Origin of the sequence: Streptomyces sp. NPDC050263, from assembly GCF_040655955.1 — a bacterium.
Lineage (GTDB): Bacteria > Actinomycetota > Actinomycetes > Streptomycetales > Streptomycetaceae > Streptomyces.
The window spans coordinates 1-10,761 of record NZ_JBFAKW010000202.1 but is presented as its reverse complement, the minus strand read 5'-3'; the positions used below and the strand labels follow the sequence as shown (position 1 = coordinate 10,761).

At 72.8% G+C, this 10,761-nt stretch carries 13 protein-coding genes and 1 pseudogene; 4 read left to right on the top strand and 10 right to left on the bottom strand.

Annotation, left to right across the window (positions count from 1 at the left end; all coding sequences use genetic code 11):
- Window position 1 precedes the first annotated feature (1 nt).
- A complete protein-coding gene (locus AB0J04_RS43940; RefSeq protein WP_363174330.1) occupies window positions 2-274 on the bottom strand; it encodes a hypothetical protein in 273 nt (90 codons plus the stop codon).
- A 99-nt stretch (window positions 275-373) separates the two neighbouring features.
- Here AB0J04_RS43940 and AB0J04_RS43935 point away from each other — a divergent pair, with 99 nt between their 5' ends.
- Complete coding sequence (locus tag AB0J04_RS43935) at window positions 374-787, top strand: SDR family oxidoreductase (protein WP_363174329.1); 414 nt, start codon at window positions 374-376, stop codon at window positions 785-787.
- A 7-nt stretch (window positions 788-794) separates the two neighbouring features.
- Here AB0J04_RS43935 and AB0J04_RS43930 read toward each other — a convergent pair whose 3' ends face one another.
- The 7 genes and pseudogenes from AB0J04_RS43930 to AB0J04_RS43900 form a co-directional block, all read right to left on the bottom strand.
- Window positions 795-1,487, bottom strand: coding sequence for a phosphotransferase family protein (locus AB0J04_RS43930; RefSeq protein ID WP_363174331.1), 693 nt, complete (start codon window positions 1,485-1,487; stop codon window positions 795-797).
- Between the two features lie 74 nt (window positions 1,488-1,561).
- Window positions 1,562-1,858, bottom strand: a pseudogene (locus AB0J04_RS43925) (CoA transferase); the annotation flags it as partial.
- A gap of 65 nt (window positions 1,859-1,923) precedes the next feature.
- Window positions 1,924-2,880, bottom strand: a complete 957-nt coding sequence (locus AB0J04_RS43920; protein ID WP_363174328.1) for a TIGR03564 family F420-dependent LLM class oxidoreductase — start codon at window positions 2,878-2,880, stop codon at window positions 1,924-1,926.
- Entirely contained in the window at window positions 2,865-3,308 is a 444-nt protein-coding gene (locus AB0J04_RS43915) for a cobalamin B12-binding domain-containing protein (RefSeq protein ID WP_363174327.1), read from the bottom strand. Before AB0J04_RS43915 ends, AB0J04_RS43920 begins: the two co-directional genes overlap by 16 nt.
- Window positions 3,308-4,888, bottom strand: coding sequence for a methylmalonyl-CoA mutase family protein (locus AB0J04_RS43910; protein ID WP_363174326.1), 1,581 nt, complete (start codon window positions 4,886-4,888; stop codon window positions 3,308-3,310). The genes AB0J04_RS43915 and AB0J04_RS43910 overlap by 1 nt, the downstream gene beginning before the upstream one ends.
- Entirely contained in the window at window positions 4,885-5,907 is a 1,023-nt protein-coding gene (locus AB0J04_RS43905) for an AMP-binding protein (protein WP_363174325.1), read from the bottom strand. Before AB0J04_RS43905 ends, AB0J04_RS43910 begins: the two co-directional genes overlap by 4 nt.
- A 7-nt stretch (window positions 5,908-5,914) precedes the next feature.
- Window positions 5,915-7,093: an amidohydrolase family protein gene (locus AB0J04_RS43900; protein WP_363174324.1), complete on the bottom strand. Its 1,179-nt coding sequence runs from the start codon at window positions 7,091-7,093 to the stop codon at window positions 5,915-5,917.
- Window positions 7,094-7,323: 230 nt separating this feature from the next.
- Here AB0J04_RS43900 and AB0J04_RS43895 point away from each other — a divergent pair, with 230 nt between their 5' ends.
- From AB0J04_RS43895 to AB0J04_RS43885, 3 genes are read left to right on the top strand one after another with little or no spacing between them, the layout of a single operon-like run.
- Window positions 7,324-7,872: an iron-sulfur cluster-binding domain-containing protein gene (locus AB0J04_RS43895; protein ID WP_363174323.1), complete on the top strand. Its 549-nt coding sequence runs from the start codon at window positions 7,324-7,326 to the stop codon at window positions 7,870-7,872.
- 1 nt (window position 7,873) lies between these two features.
- The gene (locus AB0J04_RS43890; RefSeq protein WP_363174322.1) at window positions 7,874-8,593 is read left to right on the top strand and encodes an enoyl-CoA hydratase/isomerase family protein; all 720 of its coding nucleotides are present in this window, start codon (window positions 7,874-7,876) and stop codon (window positions 8,591-8,593) included.
- On the top strand, window positions 8,583-9,317 hold the full coding sequence (locus tag AB0J04_RS43885; RefSeq protein ID WP_363174321.1) for an alpha/beta hydrolase fold domain-containing protein: 735 nt from the start codon (window positions 8,583-8,585) through the stop codon (window positions 9,315-9,317). The genes AB0J04_RS43890 and AB0J04_RS43885 overlap by 11 nt, the downstream gene beginning before the upstream one ends.
- On the opposite strand, the gene AB0J04_RS43880 is transcribed toward AB0J04_RS43885, so the two are convergent.
- Together AB0J04_RS43880 and AB0J04_RS43875 are read right to left on the bottom strand one after the other, a co-directional pair.
- The gene (locus AB0J04_RS43880) at window positions 9,305-9,664 is read right to left on the bottom strand and encodes a GMC family oxidoreductase N-terminal domain-containing protein (protein WP_363174320.1); all 360 of its coding nucleotides are present in this window, start codon (window positions 9,662-9,664) and stop codon (window positions 9,305-9,307) included. The two genes, AB0J04_RS43885 and AB0J04_RS43880, sit on opposite strands and share 13 nt — an antisense overlap.
- A gap of 23 nt (window positions 9,665-9,687) precedes the next feature.
- On the bottom strand, window positions 9,688-10,761 hold a 1,074-nt coding region (locus AB0J04_RS43875), incomplete at its 5' end, for an amidohydrolase family protein (RefSeq protein ID WP_363174319.1).

Below are 10,761 nucleotides of genomic sequence, written 5' to 3'. Positions count from 1 at the left end.
CTCAGGGCGCGGGGACCTCCACCACGACCGCCGAGCCCATGCCCCCGCCCGCGCACATCGACGCCACCCCGACTCCCCCGCCCCGGCGGCGCAGTTCATGGATCAGGGTGACGAGCATGCGGGCACCACCGGCGGCGACCGGGTGGCCGAGGGCGCAGCCGCTGCCGTTGACGTTCAGCGTGTCGGCGTCGAGGCCGAGCCGGTGGCCGGCGGCGACCCGGACCGACGCGAACGCCTCGTTGATCTCGAGGAGATCGATGTCGGCGACCGGCATCCCGGCCCGGGGCCCGGCCGAGGGCCTGGGGGATGGCCTGGGTTGGGGGTCAGTCCGGTCCGAGCCGGGTCCGCGGCGACGGAGGCCCGGGCACGGACCGTGGCGAGCGCCGGCAGCCCCGACCGCTCGTCGGCCCCCGCGAGCAGCGCCGCCGCGTCGTTCGCGCCGGAGGCCTTGTCGGCCGTGATCGAGAACCCGTCGATCTCCCGGATCGGCCGGCTCCCGTACGCCGCGGCGAAGGGCGGGGTGTCCGCGATGACGCTGGTCGCCGCCCGCGACCTGTCCCCGGTCGGCATCCGTGTCGCGTCGGTGACGCCGGGCACGGTCCTCACGCCCGCCTACGGCAAGGCGGGCGACCGATTGGAGGCGCGCTGGGGGCCGCAGGCGCCCCACCCGCGGCGGACGGGGCGACCCGAGGAGTACGCGGCCCTCGTCCAGCCCCTCGGCGAGAACGACTGCCTCAACGGTGAAGTGGTGTGCCTGGCCGGCGCGTTGAGGCTTCCGCCGAAGTGACTCGGCTTCACTCGCGGTCCATCTCCTGGCGGGCCTTGGCCCACAGCCAGCCCGCGTAGGCGTGCAGGACCTCGCCCATCCTGCGGTTCATCCGGCCGGCGAGGGCGCGGGCGTAGCCGCCTTCCAGGAGGGCGGCGAGGCGGAAGCAGGCCAGGACCTGGTACCAGCGGAAGCCGTTGACGTCCCGGCCGGTCGACTCGCCGTAGTACGCGACGAGTTCCGCGCGGCCGGGGACGCCGTCCCAGGGCTGGAACTGCGGTTCGCTGCCGGGCGGGTCGTCCTTCTCGCGCCATGCGGTGAGGATCCACGCCAGGTCGAGGAGGGGGTCGCCGAGCGAGGCCATCTCCCAGTCGACGATGGCGGCGAGCTCGGGGGCGTCGTGGGCGAACATGACGTTGGCGAACTGGAGGTCGCCGTGCACGATGCCGGTCGCGCCTCCCTTCGGCGTGTGCGCGGCCAGCCAGTCGGCGACCCGGTCCACCTCCGGGGACTCGCCCTCCCGGTAGGCGGGGTCGTCGCGGTAACCGTGCAGCAGCTTCCGGTACTTGGGCGTCTGGCGGTCCAGCCAGCCCTCCGGCCGGCCCAGGTCGGCGATGCCGTGGCGGGCCGGGTCGACGGCGGCGAGCTTCGCCGCGCCGTCGACGAGGGCGAAGGCGACCGCGCGTCGCCAGGCGGCGTCCTCGGCGTACGCGCCGGGCAGCGGGCCGCGCGGGGTGAAGCCGTCGAGCCGGTGGCCGCCTGGATCACGTAGTCGAAGGCCGGGTCGTCACCCGCGGTCATGCCCCAGCCGGTCAGGGCCACGCAGACCAGGCGCTCGTTGTGGGGGCGCAGTGCCTCGTAGGTGAGGCCGAAGCGGTGGACTGCGGAGGGTTTCAGGTTGACCAGGAGGGCGTCCGCCTGCCCCACCAGGGTGTGGAGACGTTCCTGGCCCTGCGCTGTCGCCAGGTCCACCCGCACCGAGCGCTTGCCCCGGTTGAGGCTTGCGAAGTAGGCGTCCGAGACCTGGCGGGAGAGGTCGCCGCCGGGGGGTTCCAGCTTGGTGACCGTCGCCCCGAGGTCGGCGAGCAGCATCGTGGCGTACGGGCCGGCGAGGATGTGGCCGACCTCCAGGATCCGCAGGCCCGCCAGGGGGCCGGTCATCGGAAGGTCGCCGCGATCGCCGCCACGGCGTCCCGGGTGCGGAGTTTCGACGCGACGAGTTCGTCGCGGCCGTTGCCGACGGGCAGGAGCCGGATCGACAGGTCGGTGACGCCCGCGTCCGCGAAGCTCCCGAAGCGCGCCGCGATCGCCGACTCGTCGCCCGCCGCGCACAGGTCGCCGACGTCACGCGCGTCGCCGCGGTCCAGCAGGCGCTGGTAGTTGGGCGAGATCTCGGCCTCGCCGAGGATGCGGTTGGCGCGTTCGCGGGCCGCGTCCACCTCGTGCGGGGCGCACAGGCAGACCGGGATGCCGGCGACGATGCGCGGAGCCGGGCGGCCCGCCTCGTCCGCCGCCTTGGTGATGGTCGGCACGACGTGCTCGGCGACCGTCCGCTCGTCCGCCATCCACAGGATCGTGCCGTCGGTGCGCTCCCCCGCGATCCGCAGCATGACCGGGCCGAGTGCCGCCATGAGTACGGGCAGTCGGGCGACCGGGGCGATGGTCAGTGGATTGTGCACCTGGAAGACCTCGTTCTCCACGTCCACCGAAGCCGCCCCGCTCACCGCCTCGCCCAGCACCTCCAGGTAGGCGCGGGTGTACGCGGCCGGCTTCTCGTAGGGGATGCCGAGCATGTCGCGCACGATCCAGTGGTGCGAGGCGCCGACGCCGAGGGCCAGTCTGCCGCCCGCCGCCGCGTGCGCCGACAGCGCCTGCCGGGCGAGGGCGACGGGGTGCTGGGCGTGCACAGGGACGACCGCCGTGCCGAGTTCGATGCGCGAAGTGGCCTGTCCCATCAGGGAGACGGCGGTCAGCGCGTCGAAGTCGGTGGGCACCTGCGGCACCCACACGGTGTCGAAGCCTGCCTCCTCGGCCCAGCGGGCGTCGTCGACCATCCGCGCCGCCTTGTGCCCGGCGTCGCCCCGCTCGGGGCCGCTCATCACTCCGACTCGCATGTCAGTCCCGTCCTCTCGGAAGTGCCCGCGGTGAGGTCACGGATGTCCGCGACGATGTCGTCCAGCGAAGTCCCGGTCGGGTACACGGCCGCCGCTCCCGCCGCGCGCAGCTTCGGCACGTCACCGGCGGGGATGGTGCCGCCGACGACGACCGGGATGTCGTCGCCCCCGGCCGCGCGCAGCGCCTCGACCGTGCGGCGGGTGAGCGCGAGGTGCGCGCCGGAGAGGATGGACAGGCCGACGAGGGCCACGTCCTCCTGGACGGCGGTGGCGGCGATGTCGTCCACGCGGCGGCGGATGCCCGTGAAGACCACCTCGAAGCCGGCGTCGCGCAGGCTGCGCGCGACGAGTTTGGCCCCGCGGTCGTGTCCGTCCAGGCCGGGTTTCGCGACGAGAACCCTTACCCGAGAAGCTTTTTGATGTTCCATCAGAACACCACCGGCTGTCGGAACTCGCCCCAGACCGCGCGCAGTGCGTCCGCCATCTCGCCGACCGTGCAGTAGGCGTCGGCGCAGCTGATCAACGGGGCCATCAGGTTCACGTCTCCTTCGGCGGCGCGCTTCAACTCCGTCAGCCGGGCCCGCACTTCGGACGCGTCGCGCTCCGCCTTCACGCGCGCGAGGCGCTTCAGCTGGCGTTCGCGGCCGTCGGCGTCGAGTTCGTAGGCGGCGAGGTCGGGCGGGGGCTCGTCCACCGTGAAGCGGTTGACGCCGACGACCGGGCGCGTCCCCGAGTCGACCTCCTGGTGCAGCCGCCACGCCTCGTCGGCGATCAGGCCCTGGAGATAGCCGTCCTCGATGCAGCGGACCATGCCGCCGTGCGCCTCCAGGTCGGCCATGACGCGCTCGACGCGCTCCTCGGTGGCGTCGGTGAGGGCCTCGACGAAGTACGAGCCGCCGAGCGGGTCGGCGACCTTCGTCACGCCCGTCTCGTGGGCGAGGATCTGCTGGGTGCGCAGGGCGAGCGTCGCCGACTCCTCGCTGGGCAGCGCGAACGGCTCGTCCCAGGCGGCGGTGAACATCGACTGCACCCCGCCGAGCACGGAGGCGAGCGCCTCGTAGGCGACGCGGACGGTGTTGTTGCGGGCCTGCGGCGCGTACAGCGAGGCCCCGCCCGCCACGCACCCGAAGCGGAACATGCACGCCTTGTCGGTCTTCGCGCCGAACCGCTCGCGCACGATGGTCGCCCAACGCCGCCGTCCGGCACGGTACTTGGCGACCTCCTCGAAGAACTCGCCGTGGGTGTAGAAGAAGAAGGAGATCTGCGGGGCGAACTCGTCGATGGTCATGCGGCCGCGCGCGAGGACGGTCTCGCAGTACGTCACGCCGTCGGCGAGCGTGAACGCCATCTCCTGGACGGCGTTGGCGCCCGCGTCGCGGAAGTGCGCGCCGGCGACGGAGATCGCGTTGAAGCGGGGCACCTCGGCGGCGCAGAACTCGATGGTGTCGGCGATCAGCCGCAGCGACGGCTCGGGCGGCCAGATCCAGGTGCCCCGGGAAGCGTACTCCTTGAGGATGTCGTTCTGGATGGTGCCGGTGAGCTTCGCGCGCGGGATGCCCCGCTTCTCGGCGGCGGCGACGTAGAGGGCGAGGAGGATCGCGGCCGTGCCGTTGACGGTGAAGCTGGTGCTGATGCGGTCCAGCGGGATCGCGTCGAAGAGGATCTCGGCGTCGGCGAGGGTGTCGATCGCCACGCCGACCCGGCCGACCTCGTCGCCGTACTCGGGGTCGTCGGAGTCGTAGCCGCACTGGGTGGGCAGGTCGAGCGCGACCGACAGGCCCGTGCCGCCCTGGTCGAGGAGGTAGCGGTAGCGGCGGTTGGACTCCTCCGGGGTGCCGAAGCCGGAGTACTGGCGCAGGGTCCAGGTGCGGCCCCGGTAGCCGGTGGGGTAGTTGCCGCGCGTGAAGGGGTGGTCGCCGGGGCCCGGTGGTGCGGAGCGGAGGTCGGCGGGGCCGTAGACCGGCTTGAGGGGGATGCCGGATGCGGTGCGGGGGTCGTCGGTCGTCATGACAGCCGGTCCTTCGTCACCTTGCCGGTGGCGTTCAGCGGCAGTTCGGTTCGGAACTCGATCTGCCGGGGCACTTCGAAGCCGGCCGTCCGTTCGCGGGCCCGGGCGATCAGCGCGGCCTCGCCGACCTCGCCGCGCGACACCACGAACGCCTTGCCCACCTGGCCCAGCCGCTCGTCGGGAACTCCGACGACGGCGACCCGGGCGACGGCCGGATGCGTCAGCAGGAAGCCCTCGATCTCGGCCGGGTAGGCGTTGAAGCCGCCGACGACGAACGTGTCCTTCTTGCGGCCGACGATCCGCAGCCGGCCCTCCGCGTCCAGTTCCCCCAGGTCACCGGTGTGCAGCCAGCCGTCGGGGTCGATCGCCCCGGCCGTGGCGGCGGGGTCGTCGAGGTAGCCGCGCAGCACGCCGTAGCCGCGGACGAGGACCTCGCCGTCGTCGGCGATGCGGAGCTCGAAGCCCTCGCGGGGGCGGCCTACGGTGGTGGCGACGGCCTCGTACGGGTCGCCGGGGCGGGAGGCCGTGCCGGTGCCGGCCTCGGTGAGGCCGTAGCCGGTCATGAGGTGGCAAAACGGCAGCTCGGCGGTGATCCGGCGGACCAGCTCGACGGGGATGTCGGCGGAGCCGGTGAACTCCCGGTCCAGGAAGCCGTTCCGGACGAACAGGGCCTTCGCGCCGCCGCGTACGACAATGCCGTGCGCCTCCTCGTCGCGGAACCGGGTGTGCACCGGGACGAGCACCCCGCAAGCGGTGAGCAGACCGAACGCGGCGACGATCCACTCGGCCGAGTTGGGGACCCCCAGCGCGACCCGGTCACCGGGTCCGACGCCCGCCGAGGCGAACGCCCCCGCGGTGCGCCCGACCTGCTCGGCCGGCCCGACCTGCTCGGCCGGCTCGGCCGGCTCGGCGCAGGAGAGCCGCCGGTCGCCTTCGACGACGGCCTCGGCGTCGCCGAAGCGGCTCGCGGCGCTGCGCACCGGCTCCGGGATGCTGCGCCACCGCGCGGTTGTGTTCATCGGCTCCTCAACCGTCGATCAGCCGGGCCAGGTTGCCGCCCATGACCTTCGCCCGGTCCTCCTCGGACAGCTTCACCAGGTGGTCGACGTAGGTGAGCGGGTCGGCGAGGCCCTCGGGGTGGGGGTAGTCGGAGCCGAACAGGACGCGCTCGATGCCGATGAGATCGCCGAGGGCGGCCATGTCCTCCTCCCAGAACGGGCTGATGTGGATGTTCCGCCGGAGGACCTGGACGGGGTCCTCCTGGAACTCGTGCGGCATCTTCTTGTAGACGTCGGCCAGGCTGCCGAGCGTCGGCCCCACCCAGGAGGCGCCGTTCTCGATGACGGCGACCTTCAGCTCCGGGAAGCGGCTGAGCGCGCCGTGGCAGATCAGCGAGGTCACCGCGTCCTCGATCGGCCGCCACTGGTGGACCTGCCGGAACGCGTTGGGCTTGAAGGGCAGGAACTCGCGCTTGTTGCCCTCCCAGTCGTTGGCGTAGGCCGCGTAACCGCTGTCGGAGGAGTGCAGCGCGACCAGGACGCCGGTCTCCACCACCCGCTTCCAGAACGGGTCGAACTCCGGCAGGGCGAAGGAGCGGGTGCCGCCGAAGCCGGGGACCGGGGCCGGACGGATCAGGATCGCCCGGGCGCCGCGCTCCACGACCCAGTTCAGCTCGTCGATCGCCTTCTCGACGATGGGGAGCGTGATGACGGGGACCGTGTAGATACGGTCTTTGTAGGCGAAGCCCCAGGTCTCGTGGAGCCACTGGTTGAGGGCGTGGATGACCGCGTGGATCAGCTCCGGGTCGTCCTTCATCCGCTCCTCGATCAGGCTGGCGAGGGTCGGGAACATCAGGCTGCGCCGGATGCCGAGCTCGTCCATCAGCTCCAGCCGCGGGGCCGGCTCGCGGAAGGCGGGGACCGCGCGCATCGGCTCGCCGAAGATCTCCCGGCGGGTCTTGCCGGTCGGGTTGCCGACCTTGAAGTACTCCTCCATGGCGCCCGGCCGGGCGACCACGTCGAAGGTGGGGTTCGGGATGTACTCGCTGATCTGGCCACGGATCGCGATCTTCGTGCGGCCACGGACGTTCACGTACTCGATCGCCCCGTCGTACTCCTTGGGCAGGTACCTGGTGAACGCTTCCTGCGTCTCGTAGAGGTGGTTGTCCGCGTCGAACAGCGGATACGCGACGTCGCGAGAGGGCATCAGAAATCCTCCTTCACCGATCGACGAGAATCGTATTCTCACATTTGAGTAGCGACAATGCTGTCACGAAGAACAAACTTCTTGACCTTGCCGCCGGGGTGCGCGGGCGGGACCGACCCGCAGGGCGCCGGGGGAATCGTGTGTATGCGACGGGGCTCCTCACTCGAGTCTCTTCACCAGTACGCGCACGAGAATTGCACTCTCACTCAGAGAGAAGGTAAGTTCCACATATGGCACGCGTGAAGCGGGTGCCGGGCGGGCTGGTGTCCGGCCGGATGCGCGACGAACTGCGGCCGGGGGACGTGCTGGAGGCCACCCGGCCGAGCGGCGCCTTCCGTCTGCGCCCCGACCCGGCCGAGCGGCGCCTTCCGTCTGCGCCCCGACCCGGGCGGCTCGCCCTGCACCACCACCTCGACGACCGGGGCGGCCTGGTCACGGCGGAGCGGATCCGGGAGCCGGCGGACGGCCCGGCCGACTTCTGCCTGTGCGGACCGGAGCCGTTCACGGCGGTCGTCACCGTCGTTGTGCGAGGTCAGCGGCGTTCGGTGCCGCAGCGCTCCGGCGAGACCCTGCGCCAGAGCACCCGCCGGGCCGGCTTCACCCCGCCGTTCTCCTGTGAGTCCGGGGACTGCGCCACCTGCATGGCCAGGCTCACCGTGGGGGAAGCAAGGATGCGGGTGGACAACGCCCTCGACGCCGGCGAAGTCGCCGAAGGGCATGTGCGCACCTGCCAGGCCGAGCCGACCTCACCCGACGTGACGGTGGAGTACGAGGACTGACATGGTTGAACTGGAGCTGGAGGACGGCCTCGCCGTCATCACGATCGACCGCCCGCACGCCCGCAACGCCATCGACCTCGCCACCGTGGGCGAGCTGGAGAAGGCACTGGACGCGGCCGACGGCGCGCTCGCGCTGGCGGTGACCGGGGCGGGCGAGAAGGCGTTCGTCTCCGGCGGCGACCTCAAGGAGCTGGCCCGGCTGCGCACCGAGCCGGAGGCGTCCGCGATGGCGCTGCGGATGCGGACGGTGTGCGACCGGATCGCCGCCTTCCCCGGTCCGGTCGTCGCGGCGCTCAACGGGCACGCGCTGGGCGGCGGCGCGGAGGTGGCGGTCGCCGCCGACATCCGGATCGCCGCCGAGGACGTCCGCATCGGCTTCAACCAGTCCCGGTTGGCCATCGTGCCGGCCTGGGGCGGCGCCGAGCGGCTGGCCCGGCTGGTGGGTCCGGGGCGGGCGATGCTGCTGGCCGGCACCGGGCGGGTGCTGGACGCGGCCGAGGCCGAGCGGCTGGGCCTGGTCGACGTCGTCCTGCCGCGCGTCGGATTCGCCGACGCCTGGCGGGAGTTCGCACGCGGCCTGGCCACCGCGCAGGCCCGCGAGATCAAGAACCTCACCACCCGCACGCGAACGCCGGAGGAGGCCGCCGCCGCCTTCGCCCGGCTGTGGGTGGCCGAAGAGCACTGGGAAGCGGCCGAGAGGGTGATGTCCCGTGGCAGGTGAAGTCCGTGTCGAGGAAGGTCCGTTCGGGCCGGAGGTCCGTCCCGACGGCGCAGCCGTGGAGCAGACGGTGCTGTATCTGCACGGGGACCCGCGGCTCGCGGGCACGGTGCAGGACGCCCTGCCCACCGCGCGCGAACTCGCGCGCGCCACCGGGCTCGCCGTGGTCTGCGCCCGCTACCGGCCGCGGTTCCCGCAGGCGCTCGACGACGTGTACGCGGCCTGGGAGCACTGCCGGGCCCGGGGCGGCGCGGTGGCGGTGACCGGCAAGCGGCTCGGCGGGGCGCTGGCGGCCGGGCTGCTGCTGCGGCTGCGCGACGAGGGCGCGCCGCCGCCCAGCTGCGCGGTGCTCGTCTCCCCACTGCTGGACTTCACGCTGGAGGCGCCGAGCCTGCTGTTCAACGCGGCCGCCGACCGCACGGTGGACGCGGAGTCGCTGCCGCGGCGGGCGGCCGCGTACGCGGGGCCGGAGTCCCGCAACAACCCGCTGCTCAGCCCGCTGCACGGCAACCTGCACGGGCTGCCGCCGATCCAGCTGCACGCGGCCGGCACCGATGTCCTGCTGGACGACGCCCTGTCCTTCGCGACGCGCGCGGCCCACTCGGGGGTGGCGGTGGACCTGCGGGTCTACGAGGACGCGTCGGCGCAGGGGATGCGGCATGTCGGGGCCGCGGCGGAGTTCCTGCGGGTGTGGTGCCCGAACGGGCTGGTCACTCACTCGGGGTGACGGCGGACAGACGGGCAGGGGCGCCCTACGAGCCCTTCCAGTGCGTCCCGGTCGGCGCGGCTCCCCCGGTTGTAGGCCATGCCGTTGACGGCGCTGGACCCGCCCGGCACCTTGCCGCGCACCCAGATCTCCGGGTTGCCGCCCTCGCGCAGCGGGCGGGTGCGGTAGTGCCAGGAGCAGGCGGGGTCGCCGAAGAGCTTCCCGACACCCTTGGGCATCCGCAGATACGGGTGCCGGCCGGGGCCGCCCGCCTCGACGAGCAGCACCCGTGCTCCGGGATCGCGCGAGAGCCTGCTCGCCAGGACGCGGCCCGCCGGTCCCGCGCCCACCATCACGTAGTCGTACATCGCCGACACCTCTATTTTCGTCGTCAGCCCGTTGGAGTGCTCCCGGTGTCGTCCCGGACCACCCGGCCGCCCTTCATGACGAAGGACACCCGCTCGGTCACGGACAGGTCGGCGAGCGGATCGCCGGGGACGGCGACGACGTCCGCGGCGAGCGGATCGCCGGGGACGGCGACGACGTCCGCGAGGAGTCCCTCCCGCAGCCGTCCCCGGTCCTCGGCGTCGATCAGATCGGCCGCGACGACCGTGGCGGCGCGCAGCGCGTCCAGCGGCCGCATGCCGCGGTCGACCAGCGCGAGCAGCTCTTTGGCGCCCTCGCCGTGCGGGATCGCGGGGGCGTCGGTGCCGAGGGCCACCTTGACTCCACGCCGGATCGCGCGGGCCGTGGACTCGCGGGCGCGCGGGAAGACGTCGGCCGCCTTGGCCTGGAGCGCGGGGTCGGCGTGGGCGGTGCTCATGCCCTCGGTCAGGTAGGTGGTCGCGACGAGGAACGTGCCGCGCTCCACCATCAGGTCGAGGGTGGCGTCGCTCGCGAGGAAGCCGTGCTCGACGCAGTCGATGCCGGCCTCGACGGCGGCCCGGATCGCCGAGTCCCCCATGCAGTGCGCGGCGACCTTCACGCCGGCCCGGTGCGCCTCGTCCACGATGGCCCGCAGCTCCTCGTCGGAGTACTGCTGCGCGCCGGCCGGTCCGGTGTGCGACATGACGCCGTTGGACGCGCAGACCCTGATGACCCGCGCCCCGTACTTGAGTTGGTGGCGGACGGCCTTGCGCACCTCGGCGACGCCGTTGGCGATCCCCTCCTCCACCGTCAACGGCAGCACGCCCGGCGTGAAGGCCTGGAACATCGTCGGGTCGAGGTGTCCGCCGATCGGCGCGATGGCGTGCCCGGCGGGCACGATCCGCGGGCCCTCGACCCATCCCAGGTCGATCGCCTTCTTCAGCGCGACGTCCAGGAGCACTCCGCCGGTCTGCACGAACAGCCCCAGGTTTCGGACGGTCGTGTAGGGGGCTTCTGATGGATCTCCGTGGGAGAAGGAGCGGCGTTCGGTGCGTGCTCTCGGTGTGCCGGGCGAGAGTCCTCGTAGCGGAGCTACTAG

Coding starts and splice junctions, on each gene's coding strand:
- AB0J04_RS43895 (WP_363174323.1), top strand. CDS start 7,324: ATGGCACGCGTGAAGCGGGTGCCGGGCGGGCTGGTGTCCGGCCGGATG.
- AB0J04_RS43905 (WP_363174325.1), bottom strand. CDS start 5,907: ATGAACACAACCGCGCGGTGGCGCAGCATCCCGGAGCCGGTGCGCAGC.
- AB0J04_RS43920 (WP_363174328.1), bottom strand. CDS start 2,880: ATGCGAGTCGGAGTGATGAGCGGCCCCGAGCGGGGCGACGCCGGGCAC.
- AB0J04_RS43910 (WP_363174326.1), bottom strand. CDS start 4,888: ATGACGACCGACGACCCCCGCACCGCATCCGGCATCCCCCTCAAGCCG.
- AB0J04_RS43900 (WP_363174324.1), bottom strand. CDS start 7,093: ATGCCCTCTCGCGACGTCGCGTATCCGCTGTTCGACGCGGACAACCAC.
- AB0J04_RS43880 (WP_363174320.1), bottom strand. CDS start 9,664: ATGTACGACTACGTGATGGTGGGCGCGGGACCGGCGGGCCGCGTCCTG.
- AB0J04_RS43915 (WP_363174327.1), bottom strand. CDS start 3,308: ATGGAACATCAAAAAGCTTCTCGGGTAAGGGTTCTCGTCGCGAAACCC.
- AB0J04_RS43890 (WP_363174322.1), top strand. CDS start 7,874: ATGGTTGAACTGGAGCTGGAGGACGGCCTCGCCGTCATCACGATCGAC.
- AB0J04_RS43940 (WP_363174330.1), bottom strand. CDS start 274: ATGCCGGTCGCCGACATCGATCTCCTCGAGATCAACGAGGCGTTCGCG.